Annotated in this window: 26 protein-coding genes and 1 riboswitch; of the genes, 1 reads left to right on the forward strand and 25 read right to left on the reverse strand. The window is 53.8% G+C overall.

Annotated features, from left to right (window positions below; all coding sequences use genetic code 11):
- Positions 1–183 precede the first annotated feature (183 nt).
- From BMX91_RS06105 to BMX91_RS06170, 15 genes are all read right to left on the reverse strand, one after another.
- On the reverse strand, positions 184–585 hold the full coding sequence (locus tag BMX91_RS06105) for an Asp23/Gls24 family envelope stress response protein (protein ID WP_245744308.1): 402 nt from the start codon (positions 583–585) through the stop codon (positions 184–186).
- Positions 586–601: 16 nt separating this feature from the next.
- Positions 602–1,972 (reverse strand): acetyl-CoA carboxylase biotin carboxylase subunit, encoded by a 1,371-nt coding sequence (gene accC / locus BMX91_RS06110; RefSeq protein ID WP_092051136.1) that lies wholly within the window; start codon positions 1,970–1,972, stop codon positions 602–604.
- Between the two features lie 13 nt (positions 1,973–1,985).
- On the reverse strand, positions 1,986–2,489 hold the full coding sequence (gene accB, locus BMX91_RS06115; protein ID WP_092051138.1) for an acetyl-CoA carboxylase biotin carboxyl carrier protein: 504 nt from the start codon (positions 2,487–2,489) through the stop codon (positions 1,986–1,988).
- Between the two features lie 167 nt (positions 2,490–2,656).
- Positions 2,657–3,193, reverse strand: coding sequence for a SpoIIIAH-like family protein (locus tag BMX91_RS06120; RefSeq protein ID WP_092051140.1), 537 nt, complete (start codon positions 3,191–3,193; stop codon positions 2,657–2,659).
- Positions 3,190–3,612: a hypothetical protein gene (locus BMX91_RS06125; protein WP_092051142.1), complete on the reverse strand. Its 423-nt coding sequence runs from the start codon at positions 3,610–3,612 to the stop codon at positions 3,190–3,192. The genes BMX91_RS06120 and BMX91_RS06125 overlap by 4 nt, the downstream gene beginning before the upstream one ends.
- A gap of 137 nt (positions 3,613–3,749) precedes the next feature.
- A complete protein-coding gene (locus BMX91_RS15725; protein WP_177168297.1) occupies positions 3,750–3,908 on the reverse strand; it encodes a hypothetical protein in 159 nt (52 codons plus the stop codon).
- A gap of 4 nt (positions 3,909–3,912) precedes the next feature.
- Positions 3,913–4,812, reverse strand: coding sequence for a stage III sporulation protein AE (locus tag BMX91_RS06130; protein WP_092051144.1), 900 nt, complete (start codon positions 4,810–4,812; stop codon positions 3,913–3,915).
- A gap of 20 nt (positions 4,813–4,832) precedes the next feature.
- The gene (locus tag BMX91_RS06135) at positions 4,833–5,210 is read right to left on the reverse strand and encodes a hypothetical protein (protein WP_143059359.1); all 378 of its coding nucleotides are present in this window, start codon (positions 5,208–5,210) and stop codon (positions 4,833–4,835) included.
- A gap of 6 nt (positions 5,211–5,216) precedes the next feature.
- Complete coding sequence (locus BMX91_RS06140; RefSeq protein ID WP_008298205.1) at positions 5,217–5,420, reverse strand: SpoIIIAC/SpoIIIAD family protein; 204 nt, start codon at positions 5,418–5,420, stop codon at positions 5,217–5,219.
- Positions 5,421–5,597: 177 nt separating this feature from the next.
- Complete coding sequence (gene efp, locus BMX91_RS06145; protein ID WP_092051148.1) at positions 5,598–6,155, reverse strand: elongation factor P; 558 nt, start codon at positions 6,153–6,155, stop codon at positions 5,598–5,600.
- A 23-nt stretch (positions 6,156–6,178) separates the two neighbouring features.
- Positions 6,179–7,240: a M24 family metallopeptidase gene (locus BMX91_RS06150; RefSeq protein ID WP_092051150.1), complete on the reverse strand. Its 1,062-nt coding sequence runs from the start codon at positions 7,238–7,240 to the stop codon at positions 6,179–6,181.
- 2 nt (positions 7,241–7,242) lie between these two features.
- Positions 7,243–7,683, reverse strand: coding sequence for a type II 3-dehydroquinate dehydratase (aroQ, locus tag BMX91_RS06155; RefSeq protein WP_092052118.1), 441 nt, complete (start codon positions 7,681–7,683; stop codon positions 7,243–7,245).
- A 65-nt stretch (positions 7,684–7,748) separates the two neighbouring features.
- Positions 7,749–8,171, reverse strand: coding sequence for a hypothetical protein (locus tag BMX91_RS06160; RefSeq protein ID WP_092051152.1), 423 nt, complete (start codon positions 8,169–8,171; stop codon positions 7,749–7,751).
- A gap of 319 nt (positions 8,172–8,490) precedes the next feature.
- On the reverse strand, positions 8,491–11,058 hold the full coding sequence (locus BMX91_RS06165) for a vitamin B12-dependent ribonucleotide reductase (protein ID WP_092051154.1): 2,568 nt from the start codon (positions 11,056–11,058) through the stop codon (positions 8,491–8,493).
- Between the two features lie 200 nt (positions 11,059–11,258).
- A complete protein-coding gene (locus tag BMX91_RS06170; RefSeq protein WP_092051156.1) occupies positions 11,259–12,092 on the reverse strand; it encodes a lipoate--protein ligase family protein in 834 nt (277 codons plus the stop codon).
- 150 nt (positions 12,093–12,242) lie between these two features.
- Here BMX91_RS06170 and BMX91_RS06175 point away from each other — a divergent pair, with 150 nt between their 5' ends.
- Positions 12,243–12,626, forward strand: coding sequence for a rhodanese-like domain-containing protein (locus BMX91_RS06175; RefSeq protein ID WP_092051158.1), 384 nt, complete (start codon positions 12,243–12,245; stop codon positions 12,624–12,626).
- Positions 12,627–12,746: 120 nt separating this feature from the next.
- Here the strand turns inward: BMX91_RS06175 and gcvPB are convergent, their stop codons facing one another.
- The 10 genes from gcvPB to comGA form a co-directional block, all read right to left on the reverse strand.
- The gene (gene gcvPB, locus BMX91_RS06180) at positions 12,747–14,234 is read right to left on the reverse strand and encodes an aminomethyl-transferring glycine dehydrogenase subunit GcvPB (RefSeq protein ID WP_092051160.1); all 1,488 of its coding nucleotides are present in this window, start codon (positions 14,232–14,234) and stop codon (positions 12,747–12,749) included.
- Positions 14,227–15,573 (reverse strand): aminomethyl-transferring glycine dehydrogenase subunit GcvPA, encoded by a 1,347-nt coding sequence (gcvPA, locus tag BMX91_RS06185; protein WP_092052122.1) that lies wholly within the window; start codon positions 15,571–15,573, stop codon positions 14,227–14,229. The genes gcvPB and gcvPA overlap by 8 nt, the downstream gene beginning before the upstream one ends.
- A gap of 21 nt (positions 15,574–15,594) precedes the next feature.
- A complete protein-coding gene (gcvT, locus tag BMX91_RS06190) occupies positions 15,595–16,704 on the reverse strand; it encodes a glycine cleavage system aminomethyltransferase GcvT (RefSeq protein ID WP_092051162.1) in 1,110 nt (369 codons plus the stop codon).
- A 140-nt stretch (positions 16,705–16,844) separates the two neighbouring features.
- A riboswitch (glycine riboswitch) is annotated at positions 16,845–16,938 on the reverse strand.
- A gap of 166 nt (positions 16,939–17,104) precedes the next feature.
- Positions 17,105–17,626, reverse strand: a complete 522-nt coding sequence (locus BMX91_RS06195) for a shikimate kinase (protein ID WP_092051164.1) — start codon at positions 17,624–17,626, stop codon at positions 17,105–17,107.
- Between the two features lie 191 nt (positions 17,627–17,817).
- Complete coding sequence (gene comGF, locus BMX91_RS06200; RefSeq protein WP_322787448.1) at positions 17,818–18,342, reverse strand: competence type IV pilus minor pilin ComGF; 525 nt, start codon at positions 18,340–18,342, stop codon at positions 17,818–17,820.
- Entirely contained in the window at positions 18,245–18,553 is a 309-nt protein-coding gene (locus BMX91_RS06205) for a hypothetical protein (protein WP_092051168.1), read from the reverse strand. The genes comGF and BMX91_RS06205 overlap by 98 nt, the downstream gene beginning before the upstream one ends.
- A complete protein-coding gene (locus BMX91_RS06210; protein ID WP_092051170.1) occupies positions 18,543–18,989 on the reverse strand; it encodes a hypothetical protein in 447 nt (148 codons plus the stop codon). Before BMX91_RS06210 ends, BMX91_RS06205 begins: the two co-directional genes overlap by 11 nt.
- Positions 18,967–19,278, reverse strand: coding sequence for a competence type IV pilus major pilin ComGC (comGC, locus tag BMX91_RS06215; RefSeq protein WP_245744310.1), 312 nt, complete (start codon positions 19,276–19,278; stop codon positions 18,967–18,969). The genes BMX91_RS06210 and comGC overlap by 23 nt, the downstream gene beginning before the upstream one ends.
- A gap of 14 nt (positions 19,279–19,292) precedes the next feature.
- A complete protein-coding gene (gene comGB, locus BMX91_RS06220) occupies positions 19,293–20,255 on the reverse strand; it encodes a competence type IV pilus assembly protein ComGB (protein ID WP_177168299.1) in 963 nt (320 codons plus the stop codon).
- Positions 20,248–21,303 carry a competence type IV pilus ATPase ComGA gene (gene comGA / locus BMX91_RS06225; RefSeq protein WP_092051176.1) on the reverse strand — a complete coding sequence of 352 codons (1,056 nt, stop codon included), beginning with the start codon at positions 21,301–21,303 and terminating at the stop codon, positions 20,248–20,250. Before comGA ends, comGB begins: the two co-directional genes overlap by 8 nt.
- Between the last annotated feature and the right edge of the window lie 146 nt (positions 21,304–21,449).

The raw sequence follows: 21,449 nt of genomic DNA on the forward strand, positions 1-21,449 counted from the left end.
TTGTACGTTGCTAAACGGACGCTTGCGCTTTTGTTTCGGCCAGCTCCAGCGCCCAGCAACTCGCAAACTTCACCCTTCTCCACTGCGATAAGTCAACATCGGCTCATTCCTCGCCGTGTTTCCTTTATCTCATTGCGATGGGTTCCAGTTTGTACGTTGCTAACCGGGCGCTTGCGCTTTTGTTCAGGTCCGTTCTTCCGATTGGTCGAACTGGATACCGGTGATGTGGACGTTCACTTCTTCCGGTTCGATCGCGGTCATGTTAAAAACCGACTGGCGTACGTTCTGCTGAATTTCCCGGGCGACGGCCGGAACTGTGCTGCCATAGCCGACCGAGCAGTAGACGTCGATGAACAGGCCATCTTCGTTATAGTCGATCTTGACCCCTTTGCCGTGCACCGTACGGCCGAATTTCTCCGCGACACCGGAAGCGAAATTGCCCCGCATGTCCGCCACCCCTTCCACTTCGGCGGTGGCGATGCCGACGATCACTTCAAGCACTTCCGGAGCAAGCTCGACCTTGCCATAATTATCCTTGCCGGCCCCGGCGGCTGCCTCACGGGAGGAAGTCGTTTGTTCTGCCATCCGGATCATCCCTTTCTCAATGTTGTTCGGCTTCTTCAGTTTCAGCCATTACATCATATTTTTCAAGGAACTTGGTGTCAAAGTCTCCGGATTTGAAGACTTCATGATCCATGAGATTCAGATGGAACGGGATCGTCGTATCGACGCCTTCCACGACGAATTCGGAAAGCGCGCGTTTCATGCGGGCAACCGCCTCTTCACGGGTGTCTGCGAATGTGATGAGCTTGGCTACCATGGAATCGTAAAACGGCGGGATCATGTACCCCGGATAAACGGCGGAGTCAACACGGACCCCGTTGCCGCCCGGCACGATGTACATGTTTACCCGGCCTGGTGACGGCATGAAGTTACGTGAAGGGTTTTCGGCATTGATGCGGCACTCGATTGACCAGCCGTTGATCTTCACATCTTCCTGCCTGATCTCCAGCTGTTCGCCGGCAGCGATTTTGAGCTGCTGGGCGATCAGGTCGATGCCCGTCACCATTTCGGTTACCGGGTGCTCGACCTGGATGCGCGTGTTCATCTCCATGAAGTAGAATTTATCGTTCAGATGATCGTAGATGAATTCAACCGTACCCGCACTGCGGTAGCCTACAGCCTGTGCTGCGAGGACAGCAGCTTGTCCCATCTTTTCGCGTGTTTCCTGGGAAAGTGCAGGTGACGGAGCTTCCTCGACCAGCTTCTGCATGCGGCGCTGGATCGAGCAGTCACGCTCTCCAAGGTGGATCGTATTGCCGAACTGGTCGGCGAGCACCTGGATTTCCACATGCCGGAAGTTCTCGATGAACTTTTCGATGTAGACACCCGGATTTCCGAAAGCTGCCGCAGCTTCTTTTTGTGTGATCTCCACACCCTTTTTCAGTTCCGCTTCGTCGCGTGCGACGCGGATCCCTTTTCCGCCGCCGCCTGCTGTCGCCTTGATGATGACCGGGAATCCGATCTCTTTTGCGACTTCAAGGGCGCCTTCCGGTCCGTCAACGATTCCCGTGGATCCCGGAACGACCGGAACGCCGGCTTTTCTCATCGTTTCACGTGCGACATCTTTAGTGCCCATTCTGGAGATGGCATCTGCAGTCGGACCGATGAATGTGACATTCACCTCTTCGCAGAGTTCAGCGAAGTCGGCGTTTTCGGCCAGGAACCCGTATCCGGGATGAATGCCGTCACAGCCGGTCATCTTGGCGACACTGATGACGTTTGTGAAGTTCAGGTAGCTGTCTTTGGATTGTTTTGGCCCGATGCAGTATGCTTCGTCTGCCATTTCAACATGCAATGCATCACGGTCGGCTTCGGAATAAACCGCTACCGTCTGGATGCCGAGGTCACGGCATGCACGGATGATGCGGACCGCGATTTCACCGCGGTTGGCAATGAGGACTTTTTTCATCTTGTCGCCCCCCTTATTCCGGTTTGACCAGGAACAGCGGCTGGCCATACTCCACGAGTTGTCCGTCCTCCACGAGGATCTGTGCAATCTCACCGCTTGTCTCCGCTTCGATTTCATTGAACAACTTCATAGCTTCGACGATGCAGACGACGCTATCCGGCTTGACCTTGTCACCGACTGCGACGAAAGGAGCCGCATCCGGTGATGGTGACTGATAGAAGGTCCCGACCATCGGCGACTTCACTTCCAGCAGATTCTCGTCCTGTGAAACGGCTGCAGGTGCAGCTTCCTGCTGCTTCGGCTCTTCCTTTGCGACCGGCGCAGGCTGGGCAACAGGCGCGGCTGGCGCAGGTGCGGCCACAGCAGGTGCCTGGACTGCAGGGGCACTCTCGACCACCTGGAAGGCGCCGCCCTTTTTCAGCTTGATCTCGCCTTCTTCCGTCTTGTACTTGAATTCTTCAATTCCCGTTTGGTCGATCAGTTTGATGATTTCGCGGATTTCTTGAATTTTAAGCATAATGACGACTCCTCTGACTATAAATGTGTACCCTTACATTTTAGACGTTTCGAAAGGTTTTTTAAATAGCTATCACATAAAAGCGACGAATACGGTACTGAAGTACGACATTCAGCACAAGAGTACGGAATTTTCCGCAAAAGAAAAAGGCCTTGCGAAGGCCCAGTTTATTGTGCGGATTTGAAATCGACGGAGACTTGCGAGGAATCTTCCCACTCACTCTTTACGGTATAGACAATCTGGTCTGCCTGCGCGGCCGACAGTTCATCAGCGATGACACTTACCTTCACGGCGCCATCTTCTGTGCGGACGACCACATCTTCATATCCGATATCTTTGATCAGCATCTCAAGCATGGCTTCAGCTGTCTCGCGCTTTGTAAGAGATTGCATTTCGTTAAATGCCTGGTCGCGCTCTTCAGCAGTCAGGTCATCGGACGTGATTTTCTGTGTCAGCAATTCTCTTTGCTGGCTGCGTTCATTGCGCATTTCCATCCTCATCTCTTCGAACAGGTAGCTCTCCGCAAAGACCGGAGTTGCATCGCTTCCCGCTTCACCCAGCTGTGTGTCTTCAATCGTATCATCGGAAAAAATCGTGATTCCGTCAAACGGCATTGGATTACGGTCAAACAGATAGTAGACCCCAATCACCGCTACAAGACTCAGCAACGTCAGGAACCAGACACCTTTTTTCTTCACTCTCATCCCTCTTCCCCCTCGTTTTTCATTTCCACTACGACGATCCGGTGCTCGGGCAGCTGGAGAACACCTGACAGGATCCGGACAAGCTCTGCACGGACCTTCGGATTTCCCGCACCTTCCGCGACAACCAGGATCCCGCCGGAAGGCGTGTCCTTTCCGCCGCCGGATGCGTTTCCGAAGTAACCGTCAAGCGGCATCAGAATTCCGCCCCGCTCACCGTCTTCACCGTCCTGCCGGTAGATCCTGACTTTCCCGACTCCCCTGATATCCGAAAGGACCGATTCAAGCCCGGATGGCACTGCCTCCCTGCCTTCAGCGCTGTTTTCGGCGAACAGCCCCCTCATTCCCGGCAACAGGATGAACAGGCTGGCTGCCACGGCAAGCAGCAGCGGCAGGGCGCTCTTCTTAAAGGTTTTTTCCATGTCATCTCCACGCTTCCCGTCCTTTCGGTTATGGCTGTTCCGGTATATGGGAGCGGATGAATCGGTCCGGAAGCGATTACTGCTGTGCCGTTTCCCGGCCATTCATCCTGACACAATGTATGCACGGCTCGTACAGGCTATGACCCGGGCAGCAGGGAGATCAGACCAAGGATATAAATCAGCACTGCAAGCTTCATCAGCGGCATGAAGTTCTCCCTTTCATCAGCTCCGAGTACCGCGCCCAGGACCGCCAATATGCCCATGAGCCAGACAAGGCCGGCGAGCCATTCCCACATTCACTCACCCCGCTCCCGCAATGACCTTGATCAATACGATGGACAGCACTGCGGTATAAAAAATGGCGAATGCAACAATCAGCATGATTCCGCAGAGCACAAACAGTGTTTTTCCGATATCGTCAAAAAGTCCAGCGAGATCCTCATGTGCGAACGGCTCAGAAAGCGCGGCGATCCACTTGTAGAGAAAGGCTGTCAGAAGCACATAGATAACGGGGGAAAGACTCGTCACGAGCAGTGCAACAATCAAATAACTGCCGGCTATCGGAGCCATGCCGGATGAATACTTGCCGACAACCCCCATCGTATCCGTAATAAACGACCCGACCAGCGGGACATGCTGGCGCAACAGTGCTTTGAGCGGCTCCGCCAGTGCACTTCCGGAAGACCAGGCCATTGCACCGGTCGCCGTGATAAATAGCGAGTAGCAGGCGATGATGACGGAGATCGCGCCCAGAAGGGTCACCCGGATCATCTCCGAAATACGGGCGAACGGGATTTCGGGCACGAGCCTGGACAGGTAATCCAAGATAAAACTCGCAATCAGCAGGGGGACCATCCATTTGCCCCCGATCACGACGGCCCCCTGGACAAACAGGAAAACGGCGGGGTTCCAGTTGATGAGAGAAAGCGCTCCTCCTGCGGCTGCCATTCCGGCGGCCAGAACCGGATAGATGCCGAGGAACAGCACGGTCATCTTCCCGATCAGACCATCCATCATGCGAACCGCATCGATCGCCGGTCCCATCGCCGCAGCTCCTGCCGAGACAAGCAGGAAAAGCCTTGTCCACTCACGGAACTGCGGGACGAGAAAATCCGCCGCCAGAGCCGCGGCGGACAGGACGACGATCAGCACAAACAGCCTGATGGGCGGACCCGAAACTGCAGCAATCAGCTCCCACATCGTTCAAGCCCCCTTTTTCCTTACGGCAGGAGACCGACCAGAATCCCCGCCGTCTCCCCGAACTCTCTCAGCCAGATTCCGACAATCAGAAGCTGGACTGCCATGTGGGACAGCTTTCCGATTGGAGCATATCCGATCTCCCCGAGCATGTCCCTGAACGAAGCGGACAGATAAAACAGGAAGGCAGACCCGGCTATAAGGCGAATCTGCCGGGCTCCTGCCCCGTCCCAGGCAAGCGGAAGTTCCTGCAGAAGCGGTACGGCCATGCGGAAAGTCAGCTGGGCCAGCAGCAGGAAAAAGAAGATCAGCAGGAAAAACGGTGTCATCTTCGGCAGGAAGGTATCCAGGATGATTAACAGGAACACGATGATGACCGCGGACAGGATAATTTCCATCATTCCTGCCTAAGCCGAGAGCCACGAAAAGAAGGATGAGATTTCCGTGAAAAAGATCCTCAGGAACCTGAGCATCTCAGCTGTAATATACAGGTATGCAATAAAGAATATGAAAAAGGAATACTCCTTCTTCCCCGTCTGCTCAAAAAACAGGTGCAGGAAGGCGATGACGAGACCGACTCCCGCTACCCGGAGAATATCTTGAAGTTCCACATGCGGCCCCCCCGTTTTTTCGAGTGTATGCGGGTCCGGAATGGGATATGCGATGGCCCGTCCCGGCTGAAGCAATCGGGAATATTCCTTGATCATCCGGGGCGGACTGATTTTCTGCATATAAAAAAGCTGCAGACATGCGGCTGAACCCGCATTGTCTGCAACTTTTTTCGGTTATTATGCTCGGGAGACGTATTCGCCCTCTGCAGTGTTAATGACCAGGCGGTCTCCGGTGTTGACGAAGAATGGCACCTGGACGACGAGTCCGGTTTCCAATGTCGCCGGCTTGGAGCCGCCGCTCGCCGTATCACCCTTGATGCCCGGCTCAGTGTCGGTTACTTCAAGCTCTACGGTCGCCGGCAGGTCGACACCCAGTGTCTCGCTCTGGTACTGGATGATATGGACTTCCATGTTTTCCTTGAGGAATTTCAGTTCGTACTCGATCTGGCTTTCGTTAAGTTCGATCTGTTCGTAGTTGTCTGTATCCATGAAGATGTGCTGGTCCCCGCTTGCATACAGGTACTGCATGCGGCGGTTGTCGATCTGTGCGCGTTCCACTTTTTCTCCGCCGCGGAAAGTCTTTTCCGTGACGTTGCCGTTGCGCAGGTTGCGGAGCTTGGAACGGACGAATGCCGCCCCCTTGCCCGGCTTGACATGCTGGAAGTCCATGACGCGGTAGATGTCGCCGTCAACTTCGATGGTGAGGCCGGTCTTAAAATCGTTTACAGAAATCATTTGAGTTCCTCCATTTTAGAGTGTTATAGGATGATGAGTTCCTTGGGCGATGACGTCAGCAGTTCGCACCCGTCTTCGGTGATGAGCACGTCGTCTTCGATGCGCACGCCGCCTAGGCCCGGAACATAAATGCCCGGCTCGACTGTGACGACCATGCCCGGCTGCAGCTTTGTATCCGAACGGAAGGAGAGCCCGGGGCCTTCGTGGACTTCAAGACCGATCCCGTGCCCGGTCGAATGGCCGAACGCTTCTCCGTAACCGTGTTCGCTGATGTAGTCACGTGCGACAGCATCAGCCTCTTTCCCTGTCATACCCGGTTTGAGGGCACTGCATGCACGCTTCTGGGCCTCAAGGACGATATGATAGATTTTCTTCAGCTCTTCCGGCGGCTCTCCGACTGCGACCGTACGGGTGATATCGGAGACGTATCCATCGTACAGGGCACCGAAATCCAATGTCACCATATCGCCATTTTCAATCTTTTTGTCCGTGGCGACACCATGCGGCAGCGCCGATCGTTTGCCTGAAGCGACAATCGTATCAAAAGAAGATTCCGATGCACCGAGTCGGCGCATGAAGAACTCCAGCTCGTTGGAGACTTCCAGTTCCGTCATACCCGGCTTGATGAATGTCAGAATATGGCTGAACGCTTCGTCCGCGATTTTTGCTGCCCTGCGGATCGTCTCCAGTTCGTCGTCTTCCTTGACCATACGGAGCTTTTCGATTACGCCGGAAACAGGCACCCATTCCGCTTTAGCTGCCTTTTGATACCTGTCGTAATCGGCATATGGCAGTGTGTCCTGCTCAAAGCCGATTTTTTTGATTCCCATCGCGCTGACCTGTTCTGCGACCGCATCTTGCATAAGTCCCGACTGTTTTTCGATGCGGAAGCCTGCCACCTGTTCCGCGGCCTGCTCCGTGTAGCGGAAGTCCGTGATGAACACGGCATCGTCCCGCGAAATCAGTGCAGTTCCGGCAGATCCTGTGAAACCGGTCAGGTAGCGCCGGCTGTACGGGTTCGTGACGAGAAATCCGTCAATTCCGAGTTCATCGAAAAAAGCACGGAACGCATTCAGTTTATCCATGATCATTCCCCTTTTCCCATCCGAAGGAGGGCAAGCATCGCCAAGTCGTAGCCATAAGTTCCCATGCCGGATATTTGCCCGATGCATACCGGGGCTAGATAGGAATGGTGCCTGAAGGACTCCCGCTTATGTATATTCGAGATATGGACCTCGACTGTCGGGATTCCGGCATCGGCCACCGCATCACGCAAAGCGACTGAAGTATGTGTGTAGGCAGCCGGATTAAAAATGATTCCGGCCGTGCCGTCTTCAGCGGCCTGCTGGATCCGATCCACGAGGGCACCTTCGTGATTGGATTGATAAAACGCCAGTTCGGCGCCGTTGTCTTTGGCCAGCTTAAGGAGCCGTGCTTCCACATCGCCGAGTGTTTCGCTTCCGTAGATTTCAGGTTCCCTTTTTCCGAGCCGGTTCAGGTTCGGGCCGTTCAGACAGAGGATATTCATCGCCAGCCCTCCTTTCAGCAGATTCCTCACCATTTTATCATATGAAAGCAGGCGGACAACGTTTTTCACGAGTCCGCCTGCTGTTTTTTATGGAATGCCGCCGTTTCGTTGATAAACCTTGTCGCGACCAGGGTCAGCGCCGCAAATGGAACGGAAATCGACTGCCGGAAATCACCGTAGCCGCCGGGCCTCACAATCAGCCACTCAATCATTCCCGCAATCAGAAGACCGGCAACGGCGGCCGTGATGGACACCTTCCACTTCCATGTCAAAGCAAGAAGATAGTATAAAACAAGTGACAGCACAAAAACGGCAGCAAGCAGGATCAGCCACTTGGCTGCCCATGGCCCGTCCGCAAAAACACCGTAGCGTTCCGCCCAGCCGGTCGGTTTCCATTTGATGAACTTGAAGTAATGAAGGAATTTCAGGCCGGCAGTGAACATCACCGCCGCCGCTCCTGCCGTCCAGAATGGCAGCTGCTTAAACATCGGACCACCTCCGCATTTCATTATCATGATGGGATCCGCGCGGGGTGTTTATTCATGCAGCACAAGATTATCCTCGTGACTCGGCAAAACAAGCGGGGCTGTCCGAGAAGTGTATTACCAGCATAAAAAGCAAACAGCAGTGGCTCTGGTCGCTTTCCGCGGGCGTTGCCTTAGCCTCCTCGGACTCCGTCCTGCGGGGTCTTCGGCTAACGCTATTCCCGCAGGAGTCTCCCGACGCCACTGCTGTTTGCCATAGATACAAGAATTTAATTACTTATTGGACAGCCCCGCTTTTCAGATCAAAAGATGAAATTGATGATTACAGTCCGCATTTCAGCTGGGCCCCGCAGTTTGTGCAGGAATTGCATCCGCCCATTTCTTCAACCGTCCCCTTCCGGCAAACCGGGCATGTATCGCCGATTTCCGATCCGATGGTAACGTTTGTCGAGCGGAGAGCCTGAATCGTATCTACGAGGACGACCGGGCGCTTGTCCTCGACCTGTTCTTCGATTTCCACATCCGGATCGTTTTCTTCAGCTTTCAGCGTCAGCACCTGGGAGTCGCGGGATCCGTCGACATAGACCGTTCCGCCCTTTGCTCCGCCTCGGTAAAGCCGCTCGTACACTTGTTCAACCTGCTCGACCGTGAAGCCCTTTGGCGCGTTTACCGTTTTCGAGATGGAACTGTCGATCCAGCGCTGGATGACGCATTGCACGTCCGCATGTTCTTCCGGGGTCAGGTCCATCGAGGTAGCGAACCAGTCAGGAAGCTGTTCCGGATCAGCATCCGGATTGGCACGCAGATAATCTTCCACGATTTCCGCTTTGACTTCGATGAACTTCCCAAGACGGCCGCTGCGGTAATAAGTGAACGAGAAGTATGGTTCAAGCCCCGTACTCACTCCGACCATTGTGCCCGTGGAGCCTGTCGGCGCGACCGTAAGCAGGTGCGAATTTCGGATACCGTGCTCGAGGACGCCCTGGCGGATGTCCTCCGGCATGCGTTTCATGTAGCCGGTGTTGATGAACCGCTCCCTCAGTTCGGCCGTTTCTTTTTCCGTTTCACCGATCAGGAACGGGAAGCTGCCTTTTTCCTTGGCGAGCTCGATGGATTCCCTATAGGCCGTCGTCGCGATCGCTTCGAACACCTCGTCGACCAGCTGGTTGCCTTCCTCGGAACCGTAGCGTTTTCCGCAGTAGATCAGCAGGTCCGCCATTCCCATGACGCCAAGTCCGACACGGCGCTCGCCGAGTGCCTGGCGTTCGTTTTCCTCAAGGAAGTACGGGGTAGCATCGATCACATTGTCCTGCATGCGGACGCCTGTCCTTACAGTTTCACGCAGCTTGTCGTAGTCGACCCTGCGTGTTTCTTTGTCAGCCATCTCGGCCAGGTTGACCGCGGCAAGGTTGCAGACAGAGTAAGGGGCGAGTGGCTGCTCCCCGCAAGGGTTGGTGGCAACGACCTGCTGGCCGTATGCTTTTGCATTCGTCATATCGTTGGCATTGTCGATAAAGAATATGCCGGGCTCCGCAGAGTAAGTGGCACAGATATTGATGAGGTTCCACAATTCACGGGCTTTCATCGAACGGTAGGTGCGGATAGCGTATCCGCGCTTTTCCCATTCACGCACATCCCCTACCTGATGCCATTGTTCGTTGTACTCGTTCATCTCTTCAGGAGAATATTGCTCGACATACGGGAAGCGGAGATTGTGTTCACCGTCTTCTTCAACTGCCTTCATGAAGTCGGATGTAAGAGTGACAGAGATGTTTGCACCGGTCAGGAACTCCGGGTTGTGGACAGAATAGGTCCCGCCATCACGGAGCTTATGCTCGGCGTCGCGGATGATCGCCTCGCTGAAGCCGCCGTATCCGGGAATATGTTTGTAGTTGACGATCCCCTGATACATGGCTTCTTCCTGCTGGGTGAACGGCTTGAACTTCAGTTTTTCTTTTGCAAGTTTGCGGATATGCCCATCATTCGTGTTTTCGACCAGGAAGCGGAGAATCCGCGGGTTCTGCATTTTTGAGATGATGAACTCGACGATGTCCGGGTGCCAGTCGGCAAGCATGATCATCTGCGCACCGCGACGGGAACCGCCCTGCTCAACTAGATGGGTGAGCTTCGCAATATCATCCAGCCACGAAACCGATCCGGAAGATTTGCCGTTCACGCCGCGCGCAAGCGTATTGCGCGGGCGAAGCGTAGAGCCGTTGGTTCCGACACCGCCGCCTCGGCTCATGATTTCCATCACCTGCTTACGGTGGTCCGAGATGCCTTCTCGGGAGTCTGCGACAAACGGCATCACATAGCAGTTAAAGTATGTGACGTCCGTATCGGCACCGGCACCGTACAGGACACGGCCAGCCGGGATGAAGTTAAGCGAAACGAGCTCTTTGTAGAAACGGTTGAACGAAGCCTGGCGTGTTTCTTCGTCCTTCTCGACGGAAGACAGCCCCGTCGCATTACGCTTGGCGATCTGCTCGTAGAAAACTTCCAGCGGTTTCTCGATGACATCGATCGGACGGGTGACGATGCCCTTTTCCTGCTCTTGCGGATGGTCGATGGCGGAGCGGTAATCCGGTTCGATCCAAATGTCCGCCAACCCATTTTCCGCATCAAGGGAGAGGATATAACCGAGTCCGCGTGCAGGGAACTTAGGATCTTCCTTGACCGTAAGGACGACGTAGTCCCCTACCCCTAGTGTTTTCTTTTCGGTATCCTTGAACGAATAGCGATCGATCATGACCAGCCGGGAGACTCCTTTATGACGAATCTGCATCTCCTCAGTGACCGGATGGACCTGTGGAAAACCGGCAATGTCCCTGTTCAGTTTCGAAACGTCCAGCGTCGGTTGGTTTTTGTGTGAAGCGATGACCAATACCATGACCTCCTCGAATATCCTTTATGATAGATACTATATCTAGTATTATGTACTTCCCAACTCTACTACATGTTGAAACCAGGCATCAAGGACAGAATTTCGACCTTGACATTTCCGGATCTTCCGAGATGCCATGCGGCTACTGGCTCCGACATGTTTCGACAGGAAACGAGTCCATTAAAATTGATACGAAAGTCCCTGTTTCACTTCTTGAAGTTCCATGAGTCGTTCGCATACTTTTCCTTTTCCAATGCTTGTACAAGATCCAAAATTTCCTTATTTGGTTCCCTGGTGATGAATTCGATATCAAGTGCTTTTTGGAAGCCCGTACGGAATGCCTCTGCCACTTCGTCCATCGCAATGCTGCGGCCGGAGAGCTCCTCTATGGAGACAGCCTTGTTCTTGAGCTTATCCTTCATTCTTTGCCGGTGTCCTTCGGAAGCGAAATGGAATACGGAGACCAGCTTGTCCAGATCCATCGAAACAGGGATTGCACCATGCTGTAGGATGACGCCCTTCTGACGTGTCTGTGCGCTGCCTGCCGCTTTCCTGCCTTCAACGACCAGTTCATACCAGCTCGGCGCATCAAAGCAGACGGCGCTTTTGGGCTTTTTCAGTGCATCCCGCTCCTCTGTGCTGGACGGGACGGAAAGTTCAGCGTTAAGTCCGAGGTTCCGGAATCCCTCAAGCAACCCTGCACTGATGACTTTGTAAGCCTCAGTCACGGTTGCCGGCATCTGCGGATGAGATTCCGATACGATGATGCTGTAGGTTAGCTCCCGGTCATGAAGCACGGCACGGCCGCCTGTCTGCCGCCGGACAAAACCGAGCCCCATCTCTTTCACCTTCTCCAGATCCACCGCTTCAGCTGCCTTTTGGAAATAACCGATGGACAGCGTTGCCGGGCTCCATTCGTAAAAACGCACAACAGGCGGAATCAAGCCTTTGGAGTGTAGGTCAAGCAAAGCCTCATCCATCGCCATATTGTAGGAAGCACTCTGCGGTCCGGAGTTGATGAAAATCCATTTCTCTGTCATTCCTGACTTCCCCTTTCAAAAACACAATGGACTTAGTTTATCATAAACGGGATGCGTTTTTTGATTGGATCAGCCAACATCTTATCCTGTCATGGACGAACCGCATGAGTTCTTTTATAATCTTAGGGAGAGAGAAAGGGGAAAATGGCTTTGGAATCACTTTATATCATTTCCGCGATCCTTTTCGGATTGATTATCTACCTGCTCGTGACCCTGCTAAGGACCCGCAAGGCGGTGACTGCGCTTAATCAGGAGGAGTTTATCGCGGGCTACCGGAAGGCCCAGCTGATCGATGTGCGGGAGCAGAAGGACTTTGATGCCGGACATATCCTCGGAGCCCGCAACATCCCGTTCACGCAGTTCTCCCAGCGCTACAAGGAGATCCGCCCGGACAAGCCGGTCTATCTGTATGACCAGAACGGTTCCCGGAGCGGCCGGTCCGCGCTCTATCTGAAAAAACGGGGCTATGGACAGCTCTATATGCTCCAGGGCGGTTTCCGTCAGTGGACAGGGAAAGTCAAAACGAAAAAATAAAGACAAACGCCTCCGCGCAAGCATTGCTTGCCGGAGGCGTTTGTTATTGGGCACCCTATAATTAAGGCGCCGATGCGGAAAAGGCCCGCACGGATGCGGGCCTTTTCCATTTATGACCAATCAGTTGACGGCAACCGCTTCAGGAGCCTCAGGACGGTTGTATTTCAGTACCGGCTTGCGTGCTGCCTGAGTTTCATCCAGGCGGCTTACGACAGTGGTGTGCGGGGCTTCCTGGACAATTTCAGGGTTTTCTTCCGTCTCACGTGCAATCTGGATCATTGCATCGATGAATGCATCAAGTGTTTCTTTGGATTCCGTTTCCGTCGGCTCGATCATCATGCCTTCCTCGACATTAAGTGGGAAGTAGATGGTCGGCGGGTGGAAGCCGAAGTCCAGCAGTCGCTTGGCAATATCAAGCGTGCGGACGCCAAGCTGTTTCTGACGACGGCCGCTCAGCACAAATTCATGCTTGCAGTGGCGGTCATACGGCAGGTCAAAATGAGGAGCCAGTCGGCGCATCATGTAGTTCGCGTTAAGCACCGCGTATTCCGATACGAGCTTCAGGCCTTCTGCACCCATGGAGCGGATGTACGAATATGCGCGCACATTGATGCCGAAGTTGCCGTAGAACGGTTTGATCCGGCCAATCGACTGCGGGCGGTCATAGTCGAACGTGAACGCATCGTCTTTCTTCACGAGAACCGGTTTCGGCAGGAATGGAACGAGTTCCTTTTTGACACCGACAGGACCGGAACCGGGTCCGCCGCCGCCGTGAGGGCCGGTAAACGTTTTGTGGAGGTTGAGGTGGACGGCATCGAAGCCCATGTCCCCCGGACGCACCTTGCCCATGATGGCATTCAGGTTCGCGCCGTCATAGTAGAGCTTGCCGCCCACACCGTGGACGATTTCCGCCATTTCGAGAATATTTTCCTCGAACAGGCCGAGCGTGTTCGGGTTCGTCAGCATAAGCGCTGCTGTGTCTTCTCCCGCCACACGCTTCAGGTCCTCAATGTCGACAAGACCGTTTTCGTCAGATTTAACTGTAATTGTTTCAAGGCCTGCTACCGTTGCGGAAGCAGGATTCGTTCCGTGTGCGGAGTCAGGAATGATGACCTTCGTCCGGTTGTGGTCTCCGTTCGCCTCATGGAAGGCGCGGATCATCATGAGTGCCGTCCACTCGCCGTGTGCTCCGGCAGCGGATTGGAGCGTCACTTCGTCCATGCCCGTGATCTCAACCAAGTGTTCCTGCAGATCGTACATCAGGCCCATTGCCCCCTGGACGGAAGACTCTTCCTGGAGAGGGTGGACGTTTGCGAATCCGGACAGGCGGGCGGCAGATTCATTAACTTTCGGATTGTATTTCATCGTGCATGAGCCGAGCGGGTAGAAACCTGAATCCACACCATGGTTGCGGCGGGAAAGCGCTGTGTAATGGCGCATAATATCAAGTTCGGAAGCTTCCGGCAGTTCTGCGGGCTCCTCGCGGAGAAGTCCTTCCGGAAGCAGGGCGGAAAGATCGGTTTCCGGAACATCAAGTTCCGGAAGTCCGTATCCGATCCGGCCTTCTTTACTGATTTCAAAAATAAGCGGCTGGTTTTCTTTATGCATGGATGGCCTCCATTTCCTGCACAAGTGCATCGATTTCTTCCTTCGTCCGCTGTTCGGTCACCGCGATAAGCATATGGCCTTCCAGCTCAGGATAAGTCAGTCCGAGGTGATATCCGCCGATGATCCCTGCATCGAGCAGACGGCGGTTCAGGTCTGCAACCGGCTCTTTGCACTTCACGACAAATTCGTTGAAGCTTGGGCCGCCGAATACGACTTCATAGCCGGCTTCCCGGAAAGCTCGGATGGCGTACTGTGTTTTGGAGATGTTTTGCAGGGCCATTTCACGGACCCCCTGCTTGCCGAACGCCGACATGGCGACAGATGCGGCAAGAGCGTTCAGTGCCTGGTTCGAGCAGATGTTGGACGTCGCTTTGTCACGGCGGATATGCTGTTCGCGCGCCTGGAGCGTCAGTACATAGCCGCGACGGCCTTCCTCGTCATTTGTTTCACCGACGAGGCGGCCCGGAACCTTGCGCATCAGCTTCTTTGTAACAGCGAAATAGCCGCAGTGCGGGCCGCCGAAAGCTTCCGGAATGCCGAATGGCTGCGCATCACCGACCGTGATGTCGGCTCCCAGTTTGCCCGGAGGCGTCAGAACCGCAAGCGCCAGCGGGTTTGAAGAAACGACGAACAGCGACTTGTTGTCATGTGCGATATCGGCCGCTTCCTGGATATTTTCGATCTGTCCGAAGAAGTTCGGGTACTGTAGCATGACCGCTGCAGTATCTCCGTCGATCATACCGCGGAGCGCTTCATAGTCTGTCACGCCATCTTTGAGCGGAATCACTTCAACATCAATCGACTGACCGAGTGCATAGGTCTTTACGACATCACGGTATTCAGGATGGACAGCTTCCGAGACCAGAAGCTTTTTCCGGCGTGTATGAGCTGCAGCCAGCATGCCAGCCTCGGCCAATGCGGTTCCTCCGTCATACATCGAGGAGTTGGCGATGTCCATGCCAGTCAGTTCACAGATCATGGATTGGAACTCGAAGATCGCCTGGAGTTCCCCTTGGGAGAATTCAGGCTGATACGGCGTGTACGCCGTATAGAATTCGGAACGGGAAATGACATGGTCGACGATGACCGGCTTGTAGTGATCATAGACTCCTGCCCCAAGGAACGATGCGTGGGAGTTGCTGTCGGCATTTTGGCCGGCAAGTTCGGAAAGCTCTTTTAAAAGATCCGTCTCGGACAACGCCGGTTTCAGGTCGTAGTCACGGTCAAAACGGACTTTTTCAGGAATGTCACTAAACAGATCATTGATGGATTGGACGCCGATCGCGTCGAGCATTTGTTTCTTGTCCGATTCAGTCATCGGCAAATAACGGTGCTTCATCATTCTGGACCTCTTTCTGATTTAGGATTTCGCGCGCTTATAAAACGGGGTTTCGACAATTTCAGCCTTGAGGCGCTTTTTGCGCACTTCCACTTCCACTACATCGCCCAAAACAGCATGTTCAGTACCGATGAGGATATTTCCGATATTTGCACCCAATGTCGGGGATTGTGTGCCGGTCGTTACCTCGCCGATTTTTTCGTCTCCCTTGTAGACTGCGTAACCCGTACGCGGAATCCCTTTATCGATCATCCTGATCCCTGCAAGCTTCCGGGGAACGCCCTCTTCCTTCTGCCGGACGAGAACTTCCTTTCCGATGAAATCGTCTTGCTTGCCGACTTTAACCGCAAAGCCGAGACCTGCTTCCAACGGGGAGATCGCATCGGACATTTCCTGGCCGTACAAGGGAAGCCCTGCTTCAAAGCGCAGTGTATCACGGGCGCCGAGACCGGCAGGCACAAGACCGTCCTTTTCGCCTTCCTTCAGGATCTCTTCCCATAGCACACGTGCGGATTCCGGGGAGGCATAAATTTCAAATCCGTCCTCACCCGTATAGCCCGTGCGTGAAATGAGCGCCTGATGGCCGGCGATGCTGACTTGATCCTTAAAGCGGAAGAACTTGATTTCTTCGAGCGGTTCATCTGTCAGCCTTGCGAGGATTTCCTGAGCCTTCGGTCCTTGGAGAGCCAGAAGTGCGTAGTCATCGGACACATTTGTGACCGTAACATCACCTTCCACATGCTGCTTCATCCACTCCACATCTTTGTCCGTGTTGGCAGCATTGACAACAAGAAAATACTTATCATCGGACATCTTGTAGATCAGCAGGTCATCGATCGTGCCGCCCTGCTCGTTGCACATGATGGTATATTGGGCGCGTCCTTCCACTAGCTTCGAAACATCATTGGTCATGAGCTTCTGAAGAAAAGCTGTGCTGTCTTTTCCTTCTACGAATACTTCACCCATATGGGACACATCGAACAAGCCCGCCTTCGTACGTACCGCTTCATGTTCCGATTTAATGCCGGAAAACTGGACGGGAAGATCCCATCCACCAAAATCGATCGTCTTCGCCCCGTGACCGGCATACAGGTCATATAGTGGGGTGCGCTGCAAGGTGCTTTCAGCCATTGCACTTCTCCTCCGTTTCATCCAGATGTAAAAAAGGACAGAGAGACCCGTAAAATCGGGTCCTCTGTCCTGTCACCTGAAAGTTTTCCTGGTCGGTTTTCCTCGTTGGTGGCCGGCTGGTCCGGCGCTCTCCAGAGATGCGTCCTGTACGAGTCTTTTTGCCTGAGAGATTCATAACACCCGTTACTTGCTCCTTCGGCGACGCATTCACGCGTTCTCTCCCCGTACATTCATCCGCCCGGCAGATGCCGGTTATTCAGCTGTAGTTAAAGCGAAAGTTCTGCCGCTTTGCCTATATCCTAACATTGAATTTTGAGGAAGGCAATAATTTTTAAAAAATGGTTTGAGAACCGAACGTTAAAAAACCGGAAACCATAATAGTTCGGCTTCCGGTAGTTTTTTATCGTTTTCCTTTTCCTTTTAGCCGTCTGACCTGTCTGGCAGCATAATCTGTTGCCTGGCGCAGGCTCCGGCCTTGGGTATTGATTGTGATATGGGCGGTTTTTCTATAGACTTTTTTCCGCTCATTAAAGAGCTGCTGGAGTTCCTCACGTGTCGAGCGCTGGACGATCGGGCGGTTCTTGTCCGTCTTGATTCTCCTCCAGATTTCGAAAAATGGGGCATTCAGGAAAAGCACAAGTCCAGTCTGCCGGAGGAGCTTCCGATTTTCCGGTCGCATCGGTGTCCCGCCGCCCGTCGAGATGATGCACCATTCATCACGGAAGTTTTTCAGAAAGTCGGTTTCCAACTGACGGAAGTGCTCCTCGCCGTACTGTTCAAAAATCTGCGGAATCTTCATGCCCGCCTGTTTCTCGATCTCCCTGTCCATGTCGTAGTACGGGAGACGCAGCGCGTAGCTCAGCCGCTTCCCGATCGCCGACTTCCCCGAACCCATGTAGCCGATCAGGTATACCTTCTTCATCTTCCCACCTGCCTAAAAGCGGTTCCGCTTCGCTAAAATACGACTCGATTTTACTAATCGTATCACGAGCGTGGGAAGATTCCAATAACGTATAAGCCTGCAATTGTGCCAGATATGCATTCGTTGCAAAAAGAATGAACACGGAAACTAGAAAAATGAGGAGAATCGCAGCCGGCAGGATGCCGCCAGTTTCATTTCTTAGTTTGAAGAAGATGGTGCATCGACCTCCTTTCTTTTCCGTCCATGAACACGGCGCTGACAGACAAGACACCTTCTTCAACCGAAAATCTGACGGATCGGACTCCTGTCAGCATCGGTTCATGCCCCTGGTCGTTCACCCGCTTGCGGATCAGGGATGCCGCGGGATAATGACCGATCTCGGTCACCTTATCTCCCGTGATGATGCGGAGCCGGCTCCCGCCATCGAGGATGTGCACCCCTTCCACTTCTCCGAGATAGTCAGCCAGTTCATACCGGAACAGCTCCCATTCAACAGAAGAAGGGTCCCCTATGTGATGAGCCATTTCTGCCGAATACCTGAAAAAGCCGGCAAACAGGATGAAAAATAACGAGAAAATCGCCAAATGGAGCAGAGCCTCGACAAATGTATATCCAGCTTCACTGCTCTGTCCCGTAGCAGCGTGATTGCCATCCGGACAAGGTCTTGTACGAAACACAGATTCCCCCTCCCTGCATCCTCCAGTCAAACATGACACCGTCCATCATGCGCGACCCTTCAACTGCTCCGGTCAGATGATGACCATCCACCGCATCGGAGGCGACAGAGGCTGCCTGGGCAGCGAGTCTCTGGTCTTCCAGTACAATGGCCATCCGGTCCATCAGCGGAAAAAGCGTCGAAAAGATGATGTAGACAATAAGCAGCGACAGGAGGGATTCCGGAAATGAGAAACCCCGTTCATTCCCCAATCGTGACCCTCCCTTTTCCGATGTGGATGATGAGCGTCTTGACGCCTTCCGGTGTACGGAAATTCAATGTCCCGAAGGACCTGGCTGAGCCCTGGCCGGTGAACTCCACCTGCTTCAGTGTACTGAATTCCGAGAGCGATACTCCTTCCGGCAGTTGTCGCCTGAAAAGGATGGAGGAACGTGTTCCGGAGGCCACATAGTTTCCATCCGCAAGAAAAACGATCTTCGTGTACTCTTCATTTGCGACGGCATGCATCTGGATGGCCTGGATATCGAGCTTAAGCTGGTCCTCGAACGGAATCGGCTCCTGGTTCTGCAGCGCCTTTGAAGCAGACACTGCATATCCGACGCCGGTCACGGCCATGACCACTGCCAGCACGAGCAGCATCTCGGTGAAAGTGAATGCTTTTGAGTCAAGGTGCCGTCGCAGTGACAACACCGTTGTTCACGACAATCGTCCTCCCGTCAGAGCAAGAAAGGTCCCCATCCTCAAGGTAATCCGGCTTCAAATCGGCCTCCGATTCCGGATTTTGCTTATTCTCTATCTTGTAAGCCTGAACCTGGCCTTCAACCATCTTGACCAGGGCATTACAGCCCGTCTCGTCAATCTCGGCTGCCCGCTTGGTCACATTAGGTATCGCAAGCAGGATCAGTACGGAAATCACAAGTAGGACGATCATCATTTCAATCAGGGTGAAGCCAGATTGGTTTATTAGTTTCTTCAACTTGAGTTCCCCTTTCATTGGAGTTCGATCATACTGTAGACCGGCAGCATCAGGGCCAGATAGGCGCCCATGATACAGACTGCCAGAATTCCAAACAACACGGGCTGAACGACGGCAATCAGCTTTTCCGATTCCTCTCCGATTTTTTCATCCATCAGTTCACTGTAGACAAGCATTTCCCTCGGCAAGTGGCCGCCTTCCTCCCCATGTCGGATGAATGATGGAAAGTCAGGCATAAATCCACCGGCATGACGGACTGCTTCATGGAGCGGATCTCCGGTAAGAATCCGGGATTCGACATTTCTCGTGATCATCGCTAGCATGGAATTGCTGTCCTGCGCGGCCACGATGCCGAGTGCCTGCTGAAGCGGAATGCCTCCCCCCAGAAGCGTTCCCATCTCCCGGGCAAATACAGTGGTCTGCCCCATTCTGACCCACTTGGAAAGCACAGGTACCGATAGTGCAGTCCTAAGCCTTTCTTCCGCCGGTTTTTTTGCCCAGATCAGATAAACCGGAATAGCGACAGCAATAAAGATCAGCACTACGCCTGCAATCACATCAGGCAGCCTCAGAAGATAGGCGGAAAGGGCGACCGCATCTTCCCCGCCTCCCCTGCTGCTCAGCATCTTTTCCATGTTCGGCATAAACATCGTTCTGAACAAAATGAACAGCAATGCAATAAAACAGAAAAGGACGGCGGGATAAAAAGTGGCTTTCCGCATTTTCTCCATCGTCCTTCCCCTGCGCCCGAGTCGCCCGGCGACTGTCCGTAGTGACTCCGGCAAATTGCCGTGGCTGACGGAAATCCCGACAGGAATTAGAAGTGCGGAGGAAAATCCGACATCCGCGAGAATTTCCTCGGGACTTTTTCCTGAACGCAGATTTTTTTCCAGCGCGCGCTCGGCTCCGCTCGGATCACTGATATGGTGAGGAAGCAGCATCCGGACAGAATCATGGAAGGTATAACCTTCATCCATCAGCCCGGCAGCCCGGGAAAGGAACCGTTCCGGTTGGTGGAGCCGGATTTTCTTTGACCGCCTTATACGGAGCCGGGACATTTTGCATCGCCTCCTTCCGGTCAAGCGTCAGTTCTGACGGCATGACAAACGGATCCCCTTCCTGCAGGCACCGGAACGCTTTGCCGAGCAGGTGTCCGTGGAGGATTTCGTAAATTGCTCTTTGACCGCTGCCGCCTGAAGACAGCCGCTGGGCACAAATCATGTATACCGTCTGTCTGAGTTCTTCCAGCTGGATGCCGAATTCCAACATCCTGAACAGGCTTCCCGCTGTATCTTTGGAGTGGACGGTCGCCACAACGAGGTGCCCCGTCAGCGCCGCCTGAACGGCGACTTTTGCTGTATCCGCATCGCGGATCTCTCCAATCATGATGACATCCGGCGAATGTCTGAGAATTGCCTTGAGTCCGGTTGAATAAGTGATGCCTGCCCGCTCATTCACCTGGATCTGCAGAAGGTGCGGCTGGCTGCGTTCGACCGGATCTTCAAGAGAGATCACATGCCGCCCGAGTGCCTCTGCGCAATGGCGGGTCACCGAATACATTGTGGTCGTCTTGCCGCTTCCTGTCGGGCCGGTAAAGAAAATCATTCCCTGCCGTTTTTCAGCGGCCCCGAGAAGCAGATTGACAGCCTCCATATCATCCGTCAGCTCCGCCACAGGACGGGCATCCTCTTGCGCCTGGAAGCGGATGGCCGCACTTTCCTTCTTGTTGACAGAGGGCAATGTTGAAATGCGGAAAGAGTAAAGGGCATCTCCAAAGACAAGGGAAAATGCACCGCTTTGCGGTTTTCTGCGCTCTCCGATATCAAGTGAGGATAGGTACTTATAAAAGGAGATGATCCGCTCACCGAGTTCGACGGGGATTTCCGATGCCGTAATGATCCCCCTTCCTTTTCTGTGCTGGATTTCATAAGAATGGCCTGACGGGTTCAGGTGAAGGTCTGTCGCGCCTTCCCCGACTGCCCGGCTCAGGAGTTCCACGGCTTTTTCTTCGATGACGTTTTCCACCGTACTGCCGCCTCCCTGCCTACTGTAATCGACAGGAAAGGACCGCACTCCCCTGTCAGTTCGAGTATAGGCCGGCACCGGGGCGGTTGGTAGTTAATCCGGCACCTTTGCAAAATGGGCCAATATCCGATGACGTTATTGAAAAA

It is taken from the genome of Bhargavaea ginsengi, assembly GCF_900109165.1.
In the GTDB taxonomy this organism is placed as follows: Bacteria; Bacillota; Bacilli; order Bacillales_A; family Planococcaceae; genus Bhargavaea; species Bhargavaea ginsengi.